Here is a 22,344-nt window from a genome sequence, read left to right as displayed (position 1 = left end):
GCGCCGCATCGAAGAGACCCTGCGCGACGACCCGACCGCCGGCCGGGCCCGGTGAACGCGGCCGCGGCAGTCGACCTCGGCTCCATCACCCGCAGGCCGCCGAGTCGTGGGCCTGGGGGCCTGCCGCTACACACACCCACCAGGTCGGCAGCCACCAGTTGCCGGCACGGGGGACGAGGGGAACGACTGTAGGCATTTTTCCCGCGCTGCTGGTCGTATCGGTCGTCGCCAAGAGAATATTCGGCCGGACCAAGGTGACCCGGTCCACGTTCACCCGCAGTGAGAACTGGGCTTGGAACGATGCCATTCGATCGACGAGGTTCGGATCCTTGTCGTCGCCGACAACGCGGAGGTGCTTCTCTGCGGCCGGAACATCCGGATCGAAGACCTCGTCGAGCTGTGCGTCCATTTCGGCGACCGCCGGGACCGGCGGCGTGGGCTCTGCCGGCACATCGACCGGACCGCGGGTGCCCGGGTAGAGATCATCGACGACGGCCGCCCAGATGCTCGGCGCGTTGACCATCAACTGGGTCCCCGGCAGGGTGTGCTGGTTCACTACGACCACCACGCTGACGCCGCGTTCGGGTAGGTAGCCGATCTGGGTCGTATAACCGAGGACCGATCCCTCATGGGACAACCACCGACCGTCCTGCGCCAGTCCCAGACCGTACCGGTACGTGCCACCTCCCGGCGTCGAGATGTCGGTGAACGCTGTCCGAGCCCGGAAAGCCGGCTCCTTCAGCAGGTCACCACGACCGAGCGCCGCCGCATATGTTGCCAGGTCGGCGACCGAGGACACCATCGCCCCGGCCGCACCGTAAAGAGACGGAGAAGTGCGTTCGGTGACATCGACGGGAACGTCGCCGGCGTAGGTGTACCCACGGGCGGCAGGCATCGGAAGCGATCGATCGCCGGGATAGAAGGTTTCACGCAACCCGTGGTCGCCGGAGAGGTCGTTCAGCACCTGGCGCACCGGCTTACCCGTCACCCGCTCCAGCACCAGTCCCAGCAGGTAATACTCGGAATTGGAATAGTTGCCCTGCTGCCGGGGCATTCTCGCGGCGTCGGAGCGGGCGGCAATGACTCGCAGGACATCACCGCGGTCCCATTCCCGAGTGGGCTGCGCCGGTTGTAACTGTTCCGCGAACTCCGGATCCGCCGAGTAGTCGTAGACGCCCCCATACATGCCGAGCAGATCCCGGATGGTGATCGCCTCGCCGTTCGGCACACCCGGTACGAACTTTTCGAGGGCATCGTCCAGCGACAACCGTCCCTGCTCCGCGGCGCGCAGGACCGCTGTCGCCGTGAAGGTTTTCGTGACGCTTCCGATCCGGAAGTGGTCATCGACGGTGACAGGTCTGCCGGTGGTGGTATCAGCGAGCCCATATGCCCGCAGGTAGCGGCCCAGTTCCGGGTCCACGATCGCCACCGCCGCCCCGGGGATCAGCCCGGCCTCCATATGCGCGCGCACGGCACGGTCGACCACCGCAGTCGCCTCGACCGGAAACCCATCACCCGCCCGCGGGCCGGCGAAACCGCAACCCGCGGCAACTATCGACACCACGAGCAGTATCGAACCCAGCACCCGGGCCCGCACACCCGGTACGCGCGGTCGGCCGCCCCTCATATCTGTTGCCTCCAACTTTCGCCGCAACCGGCGACCTTCGATATCGGTCCGACGGATCATGTCGCGTGCCGATTCGGAATGTGCTCTCCGAACGAGACCTTTCCCCGGGATCTTCGCCGATCGGCATCCGATTCTGTTCACCGACATCTATTCCACCCCAGCACATGTCGGCGGGAACCTCTCCCGTTCCGATCGGAGGAGCAGGGGATCACATCAACCGGCGAGCACGATGGCCCGTACGCGGAACAGACCGTAAACGCCCTCGAGCCCATGGCCGATACTCGTGCAGCCACATGCTCGATCGGGCTTTGTGGTGCTGAATGCTCGAGCGAGCAACAGCGGGCACTTCACTGCCCCGGAGCGGAGCGCCGTGTCCGCCGGGAACGATCGGATTACTTCGGATCGCGTTCCGGCAGCGGGCGTTCCACGATCACCGGGCGGCCCAGCGGATTGCGCACCCGTCGCTTCGCGTCCGAGTAGATACCGGCTGTTTCGGCCGCCACCACATCCCAGGCGAAATCGGCGGTCAATCGCTCCCGCGCGGCGAACGCCCGCTCCTGGGCGGCCGCCGGATCGTCGAGCACCGAGATCACCGCCTCCACCAGGCCGTGTACATCGGCCGGTTCGAAGGACGCCCCGGTGACTCCGTCGATGACGGCCTCGCCGAGTCCGCCGGCGGTCGAGGTGACCAGCGGGGTCCCGGCCGCGGCGGCCTCGAGTGCCACGATCCCGAACGGTTCGTAGCGGCTGGGCAGCACGATCGCGTCGGCGCCGTGCAACCAGCCGAGCAGTTCCGCGTGGTCGAGCTGGCCCGCGAAGTGCACGGCCCGCGCCACCCGGTGCGTCCGGGCCAGTTGGCGCAGCCATTCGAACTGGGTCCCGACCCCGGCCACGGTGAGCACGGTGCCGGGATGGGCCCGGCGGATCCGGGGCAGGGCGGCGATGGCGTCCTGCACACCCTTCTCGTACTCGAGGCGTCCCACATAGAGCAGTCGGGGCGGGCCACTGCGGGGCGAGCGGGTGCGGAAGGTCCACGCCCCCACATCTATTCCGTTCCGGATCACATGCACCGGAATCCGGTCGGGGCGGTAGAGCCGCTCCACCTCGTCCTTCATCGAGGTGGAACAGGTGATCAACGCGTCGGATTCGTTGGCCAGCCACCACTCCACCGAATGCACCTGCCGGTTGACCCGGCCGGCGACCCAGCCGCTGTGCCGGCCCGCTTCGGTGGCGTGGATCGTCGATACCAGCGGGACGTCGTAGTACTCGGCCAGCGCGATGGCGGGATGGGCGACCAGCCAGTCGTGCGCGTGCACGACATCCGGTGTCCAGCCCTCACCGATTCCCGGTTTGTCCAGTGCGACCCCGGCGCGCACCATCGCATGCCCCATGGCCAAAGTCCAGGCGAGCATATCCTCGCCGAAATCGAAGATCGGCGGATCCTCGGCGACCGCCACCACCAGCACGCCCTCGGCGATGAACGAATGGGTGGGGTGGGTGGCCGGGCTGGTGCCGGTGGGCCGCCGGGCGAGTACCACCACTTCGTGACCGGCCGCGGCCAGTGATGTCGCCAGGTGATGGACATGTCTGCCCAGCCCGCCGACGACCACCGGTGGGTACTCCCACGACACCATCAAGATTTTCATCGCGGTCCTTCTGCAGGGGTGACGCGTAGCCTACGCGCGTCCAGGGCCGGGAACACGCCGTCGGCCACCGCCCATCCTGCCGCCAGATCGTGTGCTCTGCCGAGTTGACCGGCTTCGACCGCACCGGCGATCTCGCGGACCGCGTGCGCGTGCTGATGGGCCCGGTCGCGGGCGTAACCGGCGGCGGAATCCTTGCTGACCATGAACGCCCAGTCACTGGACACCGTCAGGATCGCCTCGCGCAGCAGCTGGTCGGCCACCGGGTCCCGTCCGGTCGGGGCGCCGGCGCGCATCTTGTCGGCCGTATCCAGCGCCAGCCGGACGATCTCGGCGTTCAGATCGACCAGATCGCGCACCTGATCACCGGCCCAGACCCGCCAGTCCTTACCGGAGCCCCAGGAGGAATCGGTCAGCGGAACCGGGTCCCCGACGAAGCCGCGGTCGCGCGCGTCGGCCAGGGTGCCGACCGTGACCCCGGCTTCCGGGAGGGCCCGCAGCACCTGGGCCAGCCACTGGGGGCCCTCGTGCCACCAGTGTCCGTACAGTTCGGTGTCGAACGCGGCGACCACCAGCGCCGGGCGCCCGATGCGTTCGGATTCGCCGATCAGCCGGTCGCGCACGGTCTGTACGAAGTCCTCGACGTCGCGGCCGATCTGCGCGGCGGCGAGGTCGGGATCGTAGGGGGCCTTGTCCGGTCCGGCCACGGTCTTGCCGGTGACCCGGGCCGGTTTGAGTCCGGTCGCGTGATCGTAGTGATGGAAATCCCGGTAGGCCCCGTGGCCGGGATACCCCGATTTGGGCGACCAGACCCGGTAGCTGACCGTGAGATCACGGCCGAATGCCAGGACCGGCGATTCGCGCACCGGACGGCCCAGGGTCGTGTCACCGCGTAACGCGGGCCCGTCGACCATGAAATGCGTCACACCCGCGTCGGCGTAGCCCTGTTCCATCCCGGGGGTGAACCCGCATTCCGGCGCCCAGATCCCGGTCGGGGCGTGCCCCCAGCGCAGCCGGGCGTCGGTGAGGCCTTCGCGGAGCTGGAATTCGCGCAGCCGCTCGTCCAGTAGCGGCTGGAACGGGTGCGCCAGCGGGCCACCGAGGAGTTCGATGACATCGGCGTCGAGCAGTTGCCGCCAGACCGGGGCGGCTCCGTGCCGCCAGTTCTGCTCGAATTCGGCCAGGGCCGCGGCCGCCAGCCGGTGTTCGTGTGCGCCCAGCGCGCGGTTGCCGGCTTTCGCGGCCTCGTCCGCCCGCAACTGCCAATTGCCCAGCCAGTGGTGCATACCCGCCAGGCAGTGCGGATCGTCGAGCTGGGCGGCCAGTACCGGCGTGATCCCGAGGGTCAGCAGATGCGAGCGGCCCTCGGCGGCCAGCGTGCGCAGTACCTCGACGACCGGTAGGTAGGACGCGGCCCAGGACTGGTAGAGCCATTCCTCGCCGACCGGCCAGCGGCCGTGCCGGGCGAGCCAGGGCAGATGCGAGTGCAGGACCAGCGTGAACTGTCCGGGTACCGCGTGAGTTCGCTTGCCGCTCAAGGTTTCACCGCGAGCGCGACGAGATCGAGACTGGTGTCGATGGCTTCGGGGCTCAGCGCGAAATCGTCGACGGTGATACCGGCGACGTCGGCGGTGAGCTCGGCGGGCCAGGGTTCACCGGCCAGAGCGCGTTCGATCTGGGCGTCGATGAACGAGCCACCGTGTTTGGCGTCCAGCGCCCGCAGCGTCGGCCCGTGGTGCACGCCGGTCATCAGTTCCACCCGGAAACCGGCCTGCTCCAGCAGTTCGGTGAGTTCGGCCGCGTTCAGCTCGCGCGTGTGGAAGGGGTTGAGCGGGGTATCGCGGCCGGGCGAGAAGGTGATCCGGTTGGGTGTGCTGATGAGCAGTTCGCCGCCGGGGCGCAGGACGCGCAGGCATTCGCGGAGAAACTCCGCCTGATCCCAAAGGTGTTCGATCACTTGGAAATTGACGACCGCGTCCACCGCGGATCCGGGGAGGGGAAGTGCGGCGAGATTGCCGCGCACCATATGGACCGCCGGGTAGCGGGTGCGTACATGCGCCGCGGCGGTCCGGTCGTAGTCCAGGCCCACGACCACTTTCGCGACCGCGGCGATCATATTGGCGCCGTAGCCCTCACCCGATCCGGCCTCCAGGACGATCTTGTCCGCGCAGCGCGGCAGCAGCCGGTCGTAGACGATCTCGTGCCGGCGGAACCAGTAGTTCTCCTCCGCGATACCCGGCACCGTGCGCTCACCGGTCAACGGCAGCGGCTCCGGTGCGTCGTCGGTGGCCGGTGCGGCGGGAATCACAGCCTCGCTCATTGCGACGAGGTTACTGGTACGGCCCGGTACGGGAGACGCCCGGTAGGGCCTCGGAGGGCCTTGCCGCATAAGTTACCCACGAGTAACTTAACGTAGGGTAATGTCTCGGCCTGAGCTACTCACATGGACGTACGGCCGCTGGAGATCGTGCGACCGCCAATACAGGTAACCAGAACAGGAGGTCGACGAAGACCGATGCCGAATATCGTCGTACTCATCAAGCAGGTGCCCGATACCTGGTCCGAGCGCAAGCTGACCGACGGTGACTTCACCCTCGACCGTGAAGCCGCCGACGCGGTGCTCGACGAGATCAACGAGCGCGCCGTCGAGGAAGCCCTCCTGATCAAGGAGGCCCAGGGTGGCGAGGTCACCGTGCTGGCCGCCGGTCCCGATCGTGCCACCGAGGCCATCCGCAAGGCGCTGTCCATGGGCGCCGACAAGGCCATCCACATCAACGACCCGGCCATCCACGGCTCCGACGCGGTGCAGACCGCGTGGGTACTGGCCGGCGCGCTGGGCCAGGTCGAGGGTGTCGAACTCGTCATCGCCGGTAACGAGGCCACCGACGGCCGCGCCGGCGCCGTCCCGGCCATCATCGCCGAGTACCTGGGCATCCCGCAGCTCACCCACCTGCGCAAGCTCACCGTCGACGGCGAGAAGATCACCGGTGAGCGGGAAACCGACGACGGTGTCTTCAAGCTGGAGGCCACGCTGCCGGCCATCGTGAGCGTCACCGAGAAGATCAACGAGCCGCGCTTCCCCTCCTTCAAGGGCATCATGGCCGCGAAGAAGAAGGAAGTGCAGACCTTCACCCTGGAAGACCTGGGCATCGACCCGTCGACCGTGGGCGTCGAGAACGCGGGCAGCACCGTCACCGCCTCCACCCCGAAGCCGCCGCGTACCGCGGGCGAGAAGATCACCGACGAGGGCGACGGCGGCACCAAGATCGCCCAGTACCTGGTCGGTCAGAAGATCATCTGAGACCCGCACCCGCAGCAACTTCTAGGAGAACAGACAAATGGCAGAAGTACTTGTGCTCGTCGAGCACGCCGAAGGTGCGGTCAAGAAGGTCAGCACCGAACTGCTGAGCGCCGCCGCCACGCTGGGCGAACCGGCCGCGGTGGTGCTGGGCGCGCCCGGCACCGCGGACAAGCTGTCGGACGCGCTGGCCGCCGCGGGCGCCGCCAAGATCTACGTCGCCGAATCCGATGACGTGGAGAACTACCTGGTCACCCCGAAGGTCGACGTGCTGGCCGGCCTCGTCGAATCCGCTTCCCCGGCCGCCGTTCTGGTCGCCGCCACCGCGGAGGGCAAAGAGGTTTCCGGCCGGCTCGCCGCCCGTATCGGCTCGGGCCTGCTGGTCGACGTCATCGACGTGAAGGCCGACGGCACGGCCGTGCACAGCATCTTCGGTGGCGCGTTCACCGTCGACGCCAAGGCCACCGGCGATGTCCCGGTCATCTCGGTGCGTCCGGGCTCGGTGGAGGTCAATGCCTCCCCCGGCGCCGGCGAGAAGGTGACCGTCGAGGTCCCCGCGCAGGAAGAGGGCGTCGTCAAGGTCACCAGCCGCGAGCCCGTCGTGGCCGGCGACCGTCCGGAACTCACCGAGGCGAGCATCGTCGTCTCCGGTGGCCGCGGTGTCGGTTCGGCCGACAACTTCTCCGTGGTCGAGGCCCTGGCCGATTCGCTCGGCGCGGCCGTCGGCGCCTCCCGTGCCGCGGTCGACTCGGGCTACTACCCGGGCCAGTTCCAGGTGGGTCAGACCGGTAAGACGGTCTCCCCGCAGCTGTACGTCGCGCTGGGAATCTCCGGCGCCATCCAGCACCGGGCCGGTATGCAGACGTCCAAGACCATCATCGCGGTCAACAAGGACGAGGAAGCCCCGATCTTCGAGATCGCCGACTACGGCATCGTGGGCGACCTGTTCAATGTCGCCCCGCAGCTGACCGAAGAGGTCAAGAAGCACAAGGGCTGAATCGGCGGATTCCGGGGGACGTCCGGCCGGGTGACCGGCCGGACGTCCCCTTTCCCTTGTGCCGAGGGCCGGTCACGGCCCGGCGAGGGTCCGCTGCCGTAGCCGGCTCCCGGCACAGTGCCGGGAGGTCCGCCGAAGCCACGATCGAGATATCCGCGCCGGGCGCCCCCGTGCGGCGGCCGAGGGAAAGGGTTCGAGGTCATGCCTGTTCTGGACGAGAAGTTGCAGGACATCTACGCCGAGGTCCTCCAGCGCAATCCGGGCGAGACCGAATTCCATCAGGCTGTGCACGAGGTCCTGGACAGTCTCGGCCCGGTCGTGGCCAAACATCCCGCCTACACCGACGCCGCGGTGCTGCGCCGGCTGTGCGAGCCGGAACGGCAGATCATCTTCCGGGTGCCGTGGGTCGACGATATGGGCCGGGTGCAGATCAACCGCGGCTTCCGGGTCGAATTCAACTCCGCGCTCGGCCCGTACAAGGGCGGCCTGCGGTTCCACCCGAGCGTCTACCTCGGCATCGTCAAATTCCTCGGCTTCGAGCAGACCTTCAAGAACTCCCTGACCGGCATGCCGATCGGCGGCGGTAAGGGCGGATCCGATTTCGACCCGAAAGGCCGCTCCGAGGGCGAAGTGATGCGCTTCTGCCAGGCGTTCATGACCGAGCTCTATCGTCATATCGGCGAATACACCGATGTACCGGCCGGGGATATCGGCGTCGGCGGCCGGGAGATCGGCTACCTCTTCGGCCAGTACAAACGCATCACCAATCGCTTCGAATCCGGCGTGCTCACCGGCAAGGGCCTGGCCTGGGGCGGCTCCCGGGTCCGGACCGAGGCCACCGGATACGGAGTCGTCTTCTTCGTCAACGAGATCCTGCGGGCCCGTGGTGACAGCTTCGAGGGCAAGAAGGTCGTCATCTCCGGTTCCGGCAATGTCGCGATCTACGCGATCGAGAAGGTCGAACAACTCGGTGGCACCGTGGTCGCCTGCTCCGATTCCGGCGGCTACATCGTCGACGAGAAAGGGATCGACCTCGAGCTCCTCAAAGACGTGAAGGAGCGGCGGCGGGCCCGGATCGCGAGCTACGCCGACGATCCCCGGGTGTCGGCCGAGTTCATCGAAACCGGCTCGGTATGGGAAGTGCCGTGCGATATCGCGCTCCCGTGCGCCACCCAGAACGAACTCAACGGCCGTGACGCGATCGCGCTGGCCCGCAACGGCGTCACCATCGTGGCCGAAGGCGCGAATATGCCGTGTACCCCGGAAGCCGTGCGGATGTTCGCGGAGAACGGGATCGTCTTCGCGCCGGGGAAGGCCGCCAATGCGGGCGGTGTGGCGACCAGCGCACTGGAGATGCAGCAGAACGCTTCCCGGGATTCGTGGACTTTCGAGCACACCGAGGACCGCCTCGCCGAGATCATGCGGGGTGTGCACGACCGCTGTCTGGCGACCGCCGACGAATACGGCTCTCCCGGTGATTACGTCGCCGGAGCGAATATCGCCGGATTCATCCAGGTCGCGGACGCGATGCTCGCCCTCGGCGTCATCTGACACCACGGTCCGCCGCGGCGGGGTCAGCCAGGGATCTCCGGCGCGGGGTCGGCGGCGCGGCCGGGCCGGCGACGCCGGTGGTCGCTGCCATCCACCGGCGGTAGCGCGAACGCCAGCGCGGCGGCCGGTGCCGTGACGACGCAGAGCGCGGTCAGTACGGACTGCGGCCCGTGCCGGTCGGCGAGACCGCCGAGAAGTGGCATGAAGAGGCCGCCCGCGCTCACGGCGATGCCGAGAGTGACCCCGGCCGCGGTGCCCGGCCGGGCCGGGAGGTAGTCCTGCCCCAGTTTGACCAGCACCGCGAACGGTAGGTTCGCGGCCACGCCGGCCAGGACCACCAGCACCAGTGCGAGTCGCGGGTCCCCGCACAGGCGCAGGGCGACCAGCGCCGGAATCGCGACCGCGCCACCGAGCCGTACGGTCGCCCGCATACCGATCCGGTCCGCGATGCGGCCGCCGGATACCGTGCCGACCACTCCGCCGACCAGGAAGGCAGTGAGCGCGACACCGCCCAGGACGCCGTCGGCGCCCAGATGCCCGATCCAGTACAGCGCGATGAAGGTATTCATCCCGAGGAAGAGAACCGATCGGAGAACCGCGACGACTGTCAGTAAGAGGAAGGGACCCCACCGGTCCCGGCCGTCGGCGGTGGTCGCTGTCGGGAGGTGGGCGGTCTGCCGTGTCTGGTGCCGCCACAGGACGAAGGCCGTGAGTACCGCCGGGGGGATGAACAGCGCGGTGGCCTCGACCCCCAGCGTGGACAGCAGCGGCGTGCCCAGTGCGGGGGCCAGGAAGAATCCGACGCTGCCGCCGGCGGCGAAGAAGCTCATGGCCACCGTGCTGTCTCCGGCGGCGCGGCGGGCATCCCGGCCGGCGGCGGGATGGAAGGCGGCGATACCGATTCCGGAGAGCAGGACGAGCAGCCAGACGACCGGATACGTGGGGGCCAGGCCCGCCAGTCCGGCGCCGGCTCCGGCTACCAGGAGCCCGGCCGGGGCCTGCCACAGCAGCGGCCGCCGATCGACCAGCACCCCCAGCAGCGGCTGGGGCAGTGAACTACCCAGCGCGGCCGCCGATGCGAGACCGGACGCGGCGAGGTAGCTGTAGCCGCGGTCCAGGACGAAGAACGGGATGGCGGCAGGGATCAGGCCCTGGTAGAAGTCGTCGACGGCATGCGCGATCACCCAGTGCCGCATACGATTCCATATCCTGTCCGGAGCCGCCGCGGTCGCGGGGGCGGGCGGGGTGTCCACAGCCGGGTCCTCCTGGTCGTCGGTCGAGGATCAGCGTAGGAAGCGGCCCCCTATGACTTCTTCCGATAAAATGCCAAGATATGTCGATAACCCGCCGAACGATTCCCACGCCCACCCGGGTACGGGACCTGCCTGGGGGATCGCATATCGATTCGCACCACCACCCCGACCATCAGCTGATCTACTGCAGTGGTGGTGCGGCGGAGGTCCGTACCGATATCGGTACGTGGATCGCGCCGCCGGACCGCGCGATCTGGATTCCCGCCGGGCACCGGCACGAGCACCACTTCTTCGGACCGACCCGGTTCCACTGCATCGCCTTCCCGGTCGCGCCGGAAGGGGATCGGGAGGTGCCGGCCGTGCTCGCGACCTCCGCGCTGGTGCGGGAGCTGATCATCACCTGTTCCGCGCCGGGCGAATTGCCGGACCACGAACTGGGCCGGTTGCGGCAGGTCCTGCTCGATCAGCTGGGCCGGATGCCGCGCCAGCGACTGCTGCTACCGGTCGCGCGCGACGAACGTCTCCGGCGCGCCTGCGCACTCGTCGAAGCGGATCTGGAAACCACTTGGACGCTGTCGGAACTGGGTCGTCGGGTGGGCGCCGGGGAGCGCACCCTCACCCGGTTGTTCCGGACCGAGTTCGCCATGACCTACCCGCAGTGGCGGACCCACCTCCGGCTGCACCGGGCGGTGCGCATGCTCGCCGAGGGCGATTCGGTGACCACGGTGGCCGGTCGCTGTGGCTGGGCCTCGCCCAGCGCTTTCATCGACGTGTACCGGCAGGCATTCGGACGCACCCCGGGCAGTTCGCGACGCGGCGGGGATCGGTAGCCGCGATTCCCGCCGGGCGATAGGCGATCGACACACGGGAATGCGACCATCGAAATGCCGCCGCTTCCGTTTCGGTCTATTCCAATTGCGTTGTAGCGAAACGTATTCCGTGTCCATATCCCTTTTCGTGGAGTGCTGTTCCGAGCGGAGGAATTGGCTAAGCTGTGCGCGCCGATCGATGTGTCGGCAGTACGGGGTGATCGGCCGGGGTCGCCGAATTCGGACAATTCCAGAACGGCCGCCGCGCAGAATGGGGAACTGTGCACGGCCGTGCGGGATTCGGTCCCTTACCGGACAGCCGAGTGGTCTCGACAGTATTCGCACGCGCGGGGGAATCGCGTACCGCCGGAGCGGCCGATTTCGGCTGTCCCATGCTCACCGCCGTCGCGGGCCTGGTGGACGCCCATCGTCGCCTGGCCACGACGCGACCGAACTGGAACGATGTGGTGCTGACCTGGGTCCCGGGCCGGTCCGAACCGGAACTGCCCGCTACCGACCTCGCCGCCGACCCGTTCGTCAGGGCCTGGGAGGACGCGCAACGGCATCTGTTCGTCATAGATTCGGAGGCGCACCGCCTTCTCGGCGAACCGGGCAGTGGCGCGGCGGAACATCACGAGGGGTTGGGCGCGGTGTTCGGCCGGCTGGCGTACCTGTACACGATTTCGTTCGACCGCTTCATCCTGGACGGGCCGGAGGCGGTGCACCGGCGGCAATTGGCTCGTGCGTATTTCTCCTACGAAAGTCTCGCGCGCGAACTGGCCTGCGGACAGAAGCGTCTGCCCCCGGTGGGCGGGGGGTCGTCCTCCGGCGACCGCTCCGGTGACCGGTAACCGGCCGCCACCACGGCGTATCGTGCCACCGGGCTCGGCCCGCTGCTGCGGTACAACGGTTTTCGGTACGCGACGTCGACGCGGACCGGGTGCCCGTCACCCGGCGACCGCCGCGGAATCACTCTGTGGACCGATGCGGCCCCACGGGACCATGGTGAGGATGGTGGGGTGCCGTCGGCCACCCGGGCGGACGGGTGGACAGGGAGGTGCCATGAAACTGGAAGCCGGGCAGGTCGCCGTCGTCACCGGAGCCGCGTTCGGCCGCTCCGCCGGATAGCGGTGCCCGATCCGCGAGTGGAGGAAGCGGTATGACACAGCCCGAAGCCCTGGCTCGGCCCGTATGGCACGGCACCGGGAATACGCGATTCCCGTTGGCCGCCGAAGTGGGAGGCCACTGGTGGGTCCTGCGCCTGAATCCCTTTCCCGATCACTGCCTGTGGACCCTGTTCGTCGACGCGGTGGTGCGCTACGACATCGAAGAAGCGCCTGCCGCCTGGGGGAAGCCGTCTCCGTGGTCGGCGCCCCCGCTGGATCCGGCGGTCGCGGACACGGTGCTGGCTCCGCTGCGCCACCTGGCTGTCTACGGCAGTGAGGTGGGCCGGCCCTGCGACTGTCTGTACTGCGACGGCTGAACCGCCCCGATTCCCAGCAGACTCCCAGCTGTCTTCGCAGCCTGCGCACAGTGACGCGAACTACTGTCGCCGTTATCCGAGGCCCGATCGGATGTGATCGGCAGAAACGCGGTGTGACAAGGAGTTTCACGATGAAGCTGAAACCTGCGAGTAGAGCTTTCGCGGCCCTGGTCTGCGGAGTAGGGGTAGCGGGCGCTGCTGTCGCCGGCGCCGGTGCGGCAGGCGCCGACCCGGGACCCGACAAGAAGATCATCATCAACGGGCAGGAGCGGTCCGATATCGACCGGGTGATCCTGCGCGAGGACATCGCGCGGGAGTTGCCGGGTTACCAGCTGCCTCCGGGCAGCCCCGGGGTGATCATCCTGAAGAGCGGTGAAGTGCAGCCGGTGCCCGAGGGAGCGGTGCTCCGGCACCGCGACGATCGGGTGCCCCCGCCGCGGTAACCCCTTGTGCCGTCCTGCGACGGCACTCCGAACCGACCCGAGCCGGTCCCCTCGCCACTCGGGTTACCGGTGGACCGCCGAGCCGAACCGGCGATGCCACCGTGGTCCCGGTAGCCACTGCCCGGCTGCCGGGGCCGTCGGCCCGGTACGCGATCCGCGTGCCGGGCCGATGCGTTTCCGTCCCGAGGGCGATGTGGACGACAGCGACCGGCCGGGCTGTGGCTAAGCGCAGTGCAGCCCGTCGAGCAGTGAATCGAGGATCGGAGTGCGCCGGGTGTCGGCGCGCAGAACGGCGGAGACGGGGATGCGCAGGCGGTGGTCGGCCAGCGGGAGTGCGGCGATGCCTTCGGTGGAGCTGTTGGCGTAGAGAACCGTCCAGGCGTCCGGATGATTGATCAGCTCCATCGTGGCGGTGTGGTCCGGGGGGATGGGCGGGCCGAAGGTCGGTCCGGTGGGCAGGTCGGCGAAGGCGGAGCGGATGACGTTGTGGAGGAGGAACTGCTCGGATTCCGGCGGGAGGAGTAGCGGGTAGGCGCTGAGTTCGGCGAGGGTGACGTCGGTGCGGCCGGCCAGCGGATGCGCGGGGGCGGTCGCCAGCGTGAGGTCTTCCACCCACAGTTGTTCGACCACGAGTCCGGCCTGCTGCACACTGCCGCGGATGAGGGCCAGATCACAGTCGCCGTCCGCGACGGCGGCGACCCGCTGGCGGAACGGTTTGATGACGAACTCTATCTCCGCGCCGGGATGCGCTTCGCGAGCGCCGGCGATGGCCGATAGCGATCGGGTGGCGAACGACATATTCGCCGCGAGCCGGATACGCGGGCCGGTGGTACGTATCGAGGCGCGAATGGCAGATTCCAGACCTAGCATCTGCTTGGCGAGCGGTAGTAGCCTGGTGCTCGCGTCGGTGGGGACGACCGATCGGGTCGAGCGCTCGAAGAGCTGCACGCCCAGGTCGTGTTCCAGCCGGGCGATCTGGTGGCTGATCGCCGATTGCGAGATGAAGCACCGGGCCGCCGCCCGGCTGAAACTGAGCTCCTCGCACACCGCGACGAAGTACGTGAGCTGGCGAAGTTCCACCTCGATCTCCATTCATGACCAGAACAGATAAGAGTCATCTCAATTATGCGCCCTGAACCCTGAAATATCTGCCTTACGGATGACGGTTCCTAATGAGTGAAGGAGGCTGTCATGCACAAGGTCACTGAGATCGGCGCCGGCATCGAGTACGCGGACGTCGTGATCATCGGTTCGGGGTTCGGCGGACTCGCCGCGGCCAAACAACTGGCCAAAGCGGGAGTGAATTATGTCCTGATCTCGAGCACGCCGGAACACCTGTTCCAGCCGCTGCTCTATCAGGTCGCCACCGGGGTGTTGGCGTCCGCGGAGATCGCACCCCCGATCGCGAACATTCTGCGCCGGCACAAGGAGGCCGACGTCCGGCTGGGTGAGGTCACCGCCATCGAACCCGACGCCGCCGTCCTGACCTATCGCACCGGCGAGGAGGTCCGCCGGATCCGCTACGGATCGCTGATCGCGGCCACCGGCGCCAGCCAGTCCTACTTCGGTCGCGACGACTTCGCCGACAAGACCTTCTCGCTCAAGACCATCGACGACGCGAGGCTGCTCCGGGCCCAGATCGCCCGGGTGTTCCGCGAGGCGGGCCAGGCCGACGAGGAGACCCGGCGGCGGCTGCTGTCGTTCGTCGTGGTCGGCGCCGGGGCCACCGGTGTGGAGGTCGCCGGACAGCTGAAGGAACTGGCGAAGCGCTACTACCACGAGGAAGTCTCGGTGACCCTGGTCGAGGGCGCCGGCGCGGTCCTGCCGCCGTTCGGCGGCGGGCTGTCGGAGTACGCGAAGAAATCGCTGACCCGCAGCGGGGTCGAAGTACTGCTGGGCACCTTCGTCACCGATATCGAGGACGGGCACGTCACGGTCAAGGACAAGGAGGGCGCCGAGCGGCAGCTCGACGCCGAGACGATCGTGTGGTCGGCGGGCGTGCAGGCGGGCGGTTTCGCGAAACTGCTGGCCGAGGCCACCGGTTGTGAGACCGATCGCGCCGGGCGGCTGCTGATCAATCCCGACCTCACCGTGGGCGGCTATGCCGATATCTACGCGATCGGCGATATGACCTCGCTCAACGGTTACCCGGGTCAGTCGCCGGTGGCCATGCAGGAGGGCCGGCACGCCGCCGACATCATCAGCCGCGACAAGCACCCGGGCACCCCGTTCGTGTACTGGGACAAGGGCAGCATGGCGGTGATCAGCCGGTTCAGCGCCGTGACGAAGCTGAACGAGAAGATCACCTTCCGTGGTGTGTTCGCCTGGTTCATCTGGCTGGCCGTGCACCTGTTCTACCTGGTGGGCTTCCGGAACCGGTTCGCCGCGGTTCTGTCGTGGCTGGTGGCGTTCATCGGTACCGGCCGGCCGGGTTTCGAGGAAGTGGACCGGCATCATCTGGAACGGGTGCGCGAACCCGAACGTTTCGTCGCTTAGTACCCGTGGGGCGGGTCCGTCGGACGGGCCCGCCCGCGGCGCGTCCCAGAGGCGAATTCCGCGTTGCGCTCAACCCAACAGCGAAGCTGTTTTCCCTGCTCACGCTAACGTGCGGATACCGATCGGTGAACGTTCGGTGTGACCTGCGTCTCGTTAACCGAACCGGCATGTCCGCGACATGTTGTGGACGCCCGGAGGCCGTGTCGGGCTGGCCTGCTTGGCATCATGGCTATTACGTCCGTGCCGACGGCTCCGGCTCGACCGGCCGCCGGCGAGGATCACCGGTCCCGATACGCACTGATCGTCTCTTCCGACACCGACCATCGCATCGCGGCGCAGCGGCTGCGGTACAACGTATTCGCCAATGAGCCGGGTTTCCGGATCCCCGACGACGGTACGGGACTGGACGCGGACCGGTTCGACGAGCACTGCGACCATATGCTGGTCCGCGACGAATCCACCGGCGAATTCGTCGGCTGCTACCGGATGTTGCCGCCGGACAAGGTGGCCGCCGCCGGTGGTTACTACACGGCCACCGAATTCGACCTCACGAATCTGGATCCCGCGGGTATGCGGATCGTGGAGATGGGCCGGGCCTGTGTGGTCCCCGACCATCGCAACGGTTCGGTGCTCACCCTCATGTGGGCCGGAATCCTGCACTACATCCAGCTCACCGGTTACGACCGGGTGATGGGATGCGCCTCGGTGCCCATGCAGTACAGCCCCGGCGATCCGGCCGGGGTCGATGTGCGTGGGGTGCGCGATTTCCTGCTCGGCAAACACGCCTGCGCGCCCGAGAAGCGCGTCCGTCCCTACCACCCGGTTGTCGTCGACGGGGTGGCTCTGGACGATCTGCCCGCCCCCGGCCGCCCCAAACTGCCACCGCTGCTCAACGGTTACCTGCGGCTCGGTGCCGAGATCTGCGGGGAGCCCGCCCACGATCCGGATTTCGCCGTCGCGGATTTCGTGGTGTTGCTGGGGCTCGACACCATCAACACCCGGTATCTGGATCGGTTACGCGGTGTGGCCGCGAATTTCGACGGCGGGCGGTGACCCGATGGAGACCGTCGCGCAGCAGGTGGAGCAGGCTCCGGTGGCGCCTGCCGTCCGGCACGCCTGGATGCCGGTGAGCCCGTGCGGGACCGGCTGTGTGCAGCAGCGCCCCGGGGTCGGCGTCGTGCGGGCCGGGTTCCGGGCGGTCGGTGCCGTATCGGTGCTGCTGGCCTACCCCTTCGTGCATATCGTCACGCCGGCGTGCCGGCGGTCGGGAATGCAGCGGCGGTTCGCCCGGACCCTCCTGCGTGCGTGCGGTATCCGGCTGCGGGTGGTGGACCGGCGGACGGGAGCCGCGGCGATCGGGCCACGGTACGCCGCGCCGGGCACCGGGGTGCTCGTCGCCTGTGGGCATATCGGCTGGGCCGATATCGTGGTGCTCGCCTCGGTGCAGCCGCTCGCGTTCGTGGCGCGGGCCGACCTGATCGATTGGCCGGTGCTCGGCACGCTCGCCCGGGTGATGCGGGTCGTCCCGATCGAGCGGGAACGCCTGCGCCGGCTGCCGGATGTGATCGAGCAGATCGGGCACCGGCTCGCCGCGGGGGAACGGATCGGGTTCTTCCCGGAGGGCACCACCTGGTGTGGCCGTGCCTACGGGTCGCTGCGGCCCGCCCTCTTCCAGGCCGCGGTCGATACCGGGACCCCGGTGCAGCCGGTCCGGCTGCGGTACCTGGACGCGCACGGCAACCGGTCCACCGTTCCCGGGTTCGTCGGAGACGACACCCTGGTCGATTCGATCGTTCGGGTGCTGCGGGCCCGGAACCTTACCGCCGAAGTGGTCTTGGCGCCGGCGGAACCGCCGGGGACCGACCGCAAGGAGCTGGCCCGGCGGTGTGAGCAGGCGGTGCGCGCGGAAGAGCTTTCCGACGCCGCCCACGCGGTCCTGGCTGCGGCGGGCCGGCAGCTGACTCGCGCGGCTGTCACCACTGTCTGATCCGGGCGGTGCCGGCCGGGTCCAGGGGGTGGTCCCGGCCTCTCTGCTGCTGGATATCGACTCGTCCATTCACGTGCCGCTGTACAACGGCTACTTATCTGACGTTTACCTCGCGCTGCCCGTGCCCGGCAGCCCTGGCAGGACGGGCAGCGCGAAGGGCAGCGGCGGCAGCACCGGCAGCTGGACCTGCGGCAGCAGGCTCGGCGGGGGCGGCGGGATGTAGGGGTTGGGCATATTCCAGTTCGGCGGTGCACCACCGCCGCCGCGGGGATTCGGAGTCTCGTGGTCCCAGTCGGCGGGGCGGTCGTAGTCGCGGCCGCGGTCGTTGTGCGAATCGCGGTCGGGGTACTGGTTGTCGCCGCTGTTGAGGTGGTCCTCCCAGCCGTCGTAATCCTGCCGGTGGTGGTCCTTGTAGCCGTAGTGGCCGTTGTCGTCCCAGCCGAAACCGTCGTCGTCGCCGAAGTCGTCGCCGTCCCAGGCCTGGTGGTCGTTGTCGTCCCACCCGTTGCTGTCCCGGCCGAAGCTATCGCCGAAGCTGTTGCCGGAATCGTTGCTGACGGTGGTGGCGCCGACCTGATCGGCGAGGGCGGGGGCGGCGGTGGCCGCCAGCGGCGCGAGGGTGATGACGGCGAGCGCGGCGATCCGCGCCGCGAGACGGCGGGCGCGCTGTTCGTGGTTTCGGTTCATCGGTGGTCCTCACTGGTCACGCCCCCGTTCGTCCTCCGGGGCGGATCGCACTCCGCGAAGTGCTTTATTGATACGTCGCTTACCGTACCGCTGAATAACGGTACGTTCAATAGGTAGCTGTCAAGCGGGCTGATCGGCGCTGCTCGAGCGGGATGAGGTGACCCGGTCCGCCGGTGCCGCGCTGTCATACGGGATTCGGCGGTGCGGGACACGCGGGCCCTGATATGCGGCTACGGTGGTGAGGAACACCGTCGAGCAGCCGCCCGGCTGCCGAATCCGAGAGACCCGGCCGCGACCTTCGCCCGCGGAACTCGGAAGCTCCGCTCGGCAGCCCGGCGCCGAGTGCCATGGGTTCCGGATGGGTAACCCCGAAAGGTCCCGACCCCGATCCGATCGCGACGGCCGGCGCGGGACCCACCTCTCGACCTCTGCCGTACGGAACCCGTGCCGGCAGCGCACACCGAAGATCGGAGCACGACCATGTACGACGACAACCCCGGGCTGTTCAGTCACGTTCCCGCCGAACCCGAGCCGTACGCCTTACCGGCCGACGATCACGTTCCGCTCTTCCTCACCGCGGCCCCCGAGGCCGACAGCCCCGCCGCGACAGATACCGGCGCCGGGTAGCGATGTCCGGCCGGGTGCAGGACCTCGGCTATGCGGCGGGCTGGCGTCTGGTGCGAGCCCTACCGCACAGCTGGGCGGTACGCCTGTTCGACACCGCCGCCGACCGCATCGCCCGCCGCGACGGCGGCCCGGACCAGTTGCGGCGCAACCTCGCCAAGGTCCTCGGTGTCGAACCCGCTCGGGTTCCGCCGGAGCTGATCCGGGCGAATCTGCGTTCCTACGCCAGGTATTGGCGGGAGGCCTTCCGGTTGCCCGCGATGGATCCACGGGCTCTGGCCGACACCATCGAGTCCTCGGCCACCGGACTCCATCGGGTCCGCGAGGCATACGCCGCCGGTCGCGGTGTGGTCATCGCGCTGCCGCACAGCGGGAACTGGGACCTCGCCGGTGTCTGGCTCGTGCAGCGGATCGGTACGCCGACCGTGGTCGCCGAGCGGCTGCGGCCGGAGTCGTTGTTCCGCCGGTTCGTCCGTTTCCGGGAGGGCCTGGGTTTCGAGATAATTCCGCTCACCGGCGGCGATACGCCCCCGTTCCGTCTGCTCACCGACCGGCTGCGCGCGGGCGGTCTGGTCTGCCTGCTCGGCGAGCGTGACCTGTCCGGCCGGGGCGTACCGGTCGAATTCTTCGGCGCACCGGCGCGCCTGCCCGCCGGTCCCGCTCGGCTGGCCATCGATACGGGCGCCCCGCTGCTGCCCGTGCACTGCTGGTTCACGGAGGCCGGGTGGGGATTCTCGGTCGGAGACCCGATCGATACCTCCCGGGGAGTCCGGGACGCCACCCAGGAGCTGGCCGACCGGTTCGCCGCCGGTATCGCCGCCCATCCCGCCGACTGGCACATGTTGCAGCGGGTCTGGACGGACGGCTGACGGGGTGGCGCCGCCTCGGTCCGATCGGGCGGGCGCCGCATCTGCCCACGTCGGCCGCTCCTCGGCCGGGGGGAATAAGCGCCGAGCCGTGACAGCTATCCTTTACTGGTCATGAAGTCGGCTTTCCCGGGTGCTGTCAGCGGTGTGCCCACGACGGTCTACCTCGATCATGCGGCGACCACACCGATGCTGCCCGTCGCGATCGAGGCGATGACCGCTGCCTTCGCGCAGGTCGGAAACGCGTCCTCGCTGCACGGGTCGGGCCGGGCGGCCCGGCGCCGGCTGGAGGAATCGCGCGAATCGATCGCCGCGGATCTCGGCGCCCGCCCCTCCGAGGTCATCCTGTGTTCCGGCGGAACCGAGAGCGACAACCTCGCGATCAAGGGGATCTACTGGGCCCGGCGGGACGCGGACCCCCGCTGCAACCGGATCCTGGCCGCCGCAGTGGAGCATCACGCGGTGCTCGACGCGGTGGAATGGCTGGAACGGCACGAGGGCGCCCAGGTGACCTGGTTGCCGGTGGACGCCGACGGGATCGTCGCCCCGGAGACGCTGCGTGCCGAACTGGCCGCGCATCCCGGCGAGGTCGCGCTGGTCACCGTGATGTGGGCCAACAACGAGGTCGGGGCGATCCAGCCGATCGGGGAACTGGCCGAGATCGCGCGGGCGGCGGGGGTGCCGATGCACAGCGACGCGGTCCAGGCGGCCGCCCAGCTGCCCATCGATTTCGGGTCGGCCGGCCTGGCCGCCGCGAGTTTCGCCGGCCACAAACTGGGCGGGCCGCACGGGGTCGGCGTACTGCTGCTCGGCCGTCAGGTGGGCTGTGTGCCGCTGCTGCACGGCGGCGGCCACGAACGGGACCTGCGCTCGGGCACCTCCGATGTCGCGGCGGTGGCCGGGTTGTCCGCGGCGCTACGGCAGACCGTGGCCGAGATGCCGGCCCGGTCCGCGGAATTGTCCGGTCTGCGCGACGAGCTGATCGCGGGCGTGCGGCAGGCCGTCCCGGACGCGATACTCAACGGACCCCACGACGAACGACGGTTGCCCGGTAACGCGCACTTCACCTTTCCCGGTTGCGAGGGTGATTCGCTGTTGATGCTGCTGGACGCCGCGGGTATCGAATGTTCGACCGGTTCGGCGTGTACGGCCGGGGTGGCCTCGCCGAGCCATGTCCTGATCGCGATGGGTGTCGAGGCCCGGGACGCGCGGGGGTCGCTGCGGTTTTCCCTTGGACACACCTCCCAGCGGTCCGATATAGAGGCAGTACTGGAAGTGCTGCCGCAGGTGGTGGAACGAGCCAGGGCCGCGGGTCTGGCCGGTGCGAGAGGAGGTGCGTAGCGTATGCGAGTGCTCGCCGCGATGAGTGGTGGAGTCGATTCCGCGGTGGCGGCGGCACGGGCCGTCGACGCCGGGCACGAGGTGGTCGGAGTGCATCTGGCGCTGTCGAGTGCGCCCGGCACATTGCGCACCGGATCGCGGGGCTGCTGTTCGAAGGAGGACGCGGGCGATGCCCGCCGGGCCGCCGATGTGCTCGGCATCCCCTTCTACGTCTGGGATTTCGCGGACCGCTTCAAAGAAGACGTGATCGACGATTTCGTCGAGTCCTACGCGGCGGGGGAAACTCCCAACCCGTGCCTGCGCTGCAACGAGAAGATCAAGTTCTCGGCGCTCGCCGACCGGGCCGTGGCGCTCGGTTTCGACGCGGTGGTCACCGGCCACTACGCCCGGCTCGCCGACGGTGTGCTGCGCCGCGCCGTGGACGCCGACAAGGACCAGTCCTATGTGCTGGCGGTGCTCACCGCCGAGCAGCTGTCGCGGGCCATGTTCCCGGTGGGTGATACACCGAAGCCGCAGATCCGGGCCGAGGCGGCCGAACGGGGCCTGGCGGTCGCGAACAAACCGGACAGCCACGACATCTGCTTCATCCCCTCCGGGGACACCCGGGCGTTCCTCGGCGCGAAGATCGGGATCCGCCCCGGCGCCATCGTGGACTCGGGCGGCGCGGAGCTGGGCCGGCACGAGGGTGTGCACGGATTCACCATCGGCCAGCGCAAGGGTCTGGGTCTGCCCGGGCCGGGCCCCGACGGCAAACCGCGCTACGTCACCGATATCGACCCCGATTCGGGCACTGTGCGCGTCGGCTCGGCCGACGATCTGCTGGTGTGGTCCATCGAAGCCGACCGGGCCGTGTGGACCGGCGGCGCGGCACCCACCGAACCGCTCGACTGCGTGGTGCAGGTCCGCGCGCACGGCGGCACCGCGCCCGCGACGGCCGAGGCGGCCGGCGACGGTCTGGCGGTGCGGCTGCACGAGCCGCTCAGCGGCGTCGCGCGGGGGCAGGCCGTGGTGCTGTACCGGCCCGATTCCGCGGGCGACGAGGTGCTCGGCAGCGGCACCATCACCGCGACCGCGCGTACCGCGCCGGCGGGCGCGCCACGATGACCCTGTCCGGTCTCCCGGCCGGGAACGCGACGGGCGTCGGGTCGTGGCCGGGCACCGATGCCCGGGAAGCCGCGACGGTGATCGTCGGCGAACTGACCGGCCTGCCGCATCTGGTGGAACTACCGGCCCGCGGGG

General features: G+C 68.9%; 21 protein-coding genes and 1 pseudogene. 15 read left to right on the top strand and 7 right to left on the bottom strand.

Features of this window, described 5'->3' with window-relative positions; genetic code table 11:
* Positions 1 to 85 precede the first annotated feature (85 nt).
* From ON38_RS18075 to ON38_RS18060, 4 genes are all read right to left on the bottom strand, one after another.
* Positions 86 to 1,627: a serine hydrolase domain-containing protein gene (locus tag ON38_RS18075; protein WP_157181804.1), complete on the bottom strand. Its 1,542-nt coding sequence runs from the start codon at positions 1,625 to 1,627 to the stop codon at positions 86 to 88.
* Between the two features lie 392 nt (positions 1,628 to 2,019).
* Complete coding sequence (locus tag ON38_RS18070; protein ID WP_039826009.1) at positions 2,020 to 3,273, bottom strand: glycosyltransferase family 4 protein; 1,254 nt, start codon at positions 3,271 to 3,273, stop codon at positions 2,020 to 2,022.
* Positions 3,270 to 4,808: a 1,4-alpha-glucan branching protein domain-containing protein gene (locus tag ON38_RS18065; RefSeq protein ID WP_039826008.1), complete on the bottom strand. Its 1,539-nt coding sequence runs from the start codon at positions 4,806 to 4,808 to the stop codon at positions 3,270 to 3,272. The genes ON38_RS18070 and ON38_RS18065 overlap by 4 nt, the downstream gene beginning before the upstream one ends.
* A complete protein-coding gene (locus ON38_RS18060; RefSeq protein ID WP_039826007.1) occupies positions 4,805 to 5,590 on the bottom strand; it encodes a class I SAM-dependent methyltransferase in 786 nt (261 codons plus the stop codon). The genes ON38_RS18065 and ON38_RS18060 overlap by 4 nt, the downstream gene beginning before the upstream one ends.
* A gap of 195 nt (positions 5,591 to 5,785) precedes the next feature.
* Here ON38_RS18060 and ON38_RS18055 point away from each other — a divergent pair, with 195 nt between their 5' ends.
* The 3 genes from ON38_RS18055 to gdhA all read left to right on the top strand — a co-directional run bounded on the left by ON38_RS18055 (position 5,786) and on the right by gdhA (position 9,116).
* On the top strand, positions 5,786 to 6,571 hold the full coding sequence (locus tag ON38_RS18055; RefSeq protein WP_039826006.1) for an electron transfer flavoprotein subunit beta/FixA family protein: 786 nt from the start codon (positions 5,786 to 5,788) through the stop codon (positions 6,569 to 6,571).
* 37 nt (positions 6,572 to 6,608) lie between these two features.
* Entirely contained in the window at positions 6,609 to 7,565 is a 957-nt protein-coding gene (locus ON38_RS18050; protein ID WP_039826005.1) for an electron transfer flavoprotein subunit alpha/FixB family protein, read from the top strand.
* A 201-nt stretch (positions 7,566 to 7,766) separates the two neighbouring features.
* Positions 7,767 to 9,116: an NADP-specific glutamate dehydrogenase gene (gene gdhA, locus ON38_RS18045; protein ID WP_039826004.1), complete on the top strand. Its 1,350-nt coding sequence runs from the start codon at positions 7,767 to 7,769 to the stop codon at positions 9,114 to 9,116.
* Between the two features lie 23 nt (positions 9,117 to 9,139).
* Here the strand turns inward: gdhA and ON38_RS18040 are convergent, their stop codons facing one another.
* The gene (locus ON38_RS18040; protein WP_051164924.1) at positions 9,140 to 10,312 is read right to left on the bottom strand and encodes an MFS transporter; all 1,173 of its coding nucleotides are present in this window, start codon (positions 10,310 to 10,312) and stop codon (positions 9,140 to 9,142) included.
* A 137-nt stretch (positions 10,313 to 10,449) separates the two neighbouring features.
* Between ON38_RS18040 and ON38_RS18035 the strand changes: the two genes are divergently transcribed.
* The 4 genes from ON38_RS18035 (at position 10,450) to ON38_RS18020 (ending at position 13,104) form a co-directional block, all read left to right on the top strand.
* Positions 10,450 to 11,199, top strand: a complete 750-nt coding sequence (locus ON38_RS18035) for an AraC family transcriptional regulator (protein WP_039826003.1) — start codon at positions 10,450 to 10,452, stop codon at positions 11,197 to 11,199.
* 302 nt (positions 11,200 to 11,501) lie between these two features.
* Positions 11,502 to 12,029, top strand: a complete 528-nt coding sequence (locus ON38_RS18030) for a hypothetical protein (RefSeq protein ID WP_039826002.1) — start codon at positions 11,502 to 11,504, stop codon at positions 12,027 to 12,029.
* Between the two features lie 308 nt (positions 12,030 to 12,337).
* Positions 12,338 to 12,661, top strand: coding sequence for a hypothetical protein (locus ON38_RS18025; RefSeq protein ID WP_039826001.1), 324 nt, complete (start codon positions 12,338 to 12,340; stop codon positions 12,659 to 12,661).
* A 131-nt stretch (positions 12,662 to 12,792) separates the two neighbouring features.
* Positions 12,793 to 13,104 (top strand): hypothetical protein, encoded by a 312-nt coding sequence (locus ON38_RS18020; RefSeq protein WP_039826000.1) that lies wholly within the window; start codon positions 12,793 to 12,795, stop codon positions 13,102 to 13,104.
* 222 nt (positions 13,105 to 13,326) lie between these two features.
* Here ON38_RS18020 and ON38_RS18015 read toward each other — a convergent pair whose 3' ends face one another.
* Positions 13,327 to 14,184 carry a LysR family transcriptional regulator gene (locus ON38_RS18015; protein WP_039826032.1) on the bottom strand — a complete coding sequence of 286 codons (858 nt, stop codon included), beginning with the start codon at positions 14,182 to 14,184 and terminating at the stop codon, positions 13,327 to 13,329.
* A 111-nt stretch (positions 14,185 to 14,295) separates the two neighbouring features.
* Here ON38_RS18015 and ON38_RS18010 point away from each other — a divergent pair, with 111 nt between their 5' ends.
* The 3 genes from ON38_RS18010 (at position 14,296) to ON38_RS18000 (ending at position 17,587) form a co-directional block, all read left to right on the top strand.
* Entirely contained in the window at positions 14,296 to 15,600 is a 1,305-nt protein-coding gene (locus ON38_RS18010; protein WP_051164923.1) for an NAD(P)/FAD-dependent oxidoreductase, read from the top strand.
* Positions 15,601 to 15,825: 225 nt separating this feature from the next.
* Entirely contained in the window at positions 15,826 to 16,653 is an 828-nt protein-coding gene (locus tag ON38_RS18005) for a GNAT family N-acetyltransferase (protein WP_039825999.1), read from the top strand.
* A 4-nt stretch (positions 16,654 to 16,657) separates the two neighbouring features.
* Positions 16,658 to 17,587 (top strand): lysophospholipid acyltransferase family protein, encoded by a 930-nt coding sequence (locus tag ON38_RS18000; protein ID WP_051164922.1) that lies wholly within the window; start codon positions 16,658 to 16,660, stop codon positions 17,585 to 17,587.
* A gap of 105 nt (positions 17,588 to 17,692) precedes the next feature.
* On the opposite strand, the gene ON38_RS34225 is transcribed toward ON38_RS18000, so the two are convergent.
* On the bottom strand, positions 17,693 to 18,274 hold the full coding sequence (locus ON38_RS34225) for a hypothetical protein (protein WP_051164921.1): 582 nt from the start codon (positions 18,272 to 18,274) through the stop codon (positions 17,693 to 17,695).
* A 480-nt stretch (positions 18,275 to 18,754) separates the two neighbouring features.
* Between ON38_RS34225 and ON38_RS36110 the strand changes: the two genes are divergently transcribed.
* The 5 genes and pseudogenes from ON38_RS36110 to ON38_RS37555 form a co-directional block, all read left to right on the top strand.
* On the top strand, positions 18,755 to 18,901 hold the full coding sequence (locus ON38_RS36110; RefSeq protein ID WP_157181803.1) for a hypothetical protein: 147 nt from the start codon (positions 18,755 to 18,757) through the stop codon (positions 18,899 to 18,901).
* Between the two features lie 2 nt (positions 18,902 to 18,903).
* Positions 18,904 to 19,767, top strand: coding sequence for a phosphatidylinositol mannoside acyltransferase (locus ON38_RS17990; RefSeq protein ID WP_039825998.1), 864 nt, complete (start codon positions 18,904 to 18,906; stop codon positions 19,765 to 19,767).
* Positions 19,768 to 19,878: 111 nt separating this feature from the next.
* Entirely contained in the window at positions 19,879 to 21,105 is a 1,227-nt protein-coding gene (locus tag ON38_RS17985) for a cysteine desulfurase family protein (protein WP_051164920.1), read from the top strand.
* A gap of 3 nt (positions 21,106 to 21,108) precedes the next feature.
* A complete protein-coding gene (gene mnmA, locus ON38_RS17980; protein ID WP_039825997.1) occupies positions 21,109 to 22,209 on the top strand; it encodes a tRNA 2-thiouridine(34) synthase MnmA in 1,101 nt (366 codons plus the stop codon).
* Positions 22,206 to 22,344, top strand: a pseudogene (locus tag ON38_RS37555) (methionine synthase); the annotation flags it as partial. The gene mnmA and the pseudogene ON38_RS37555, both read left to right, overlap by 4 nt.

This window comes from Nocardia testacea NBRC 100365 (assembly GCF_000308775.1).
Taxonomy (GTDB): domain Bacteria; phylum Actinomycetota; class Actinomycetes; order Mycobacteriales; family Mycobacteriaceae; genus Nocardia; species Nocardia testacea.
The sequence above is the reverse complement of the archived record's forward strand: the minus strand, read 5'-3'. Positions and strand labels throughout refer to the sequence as shown.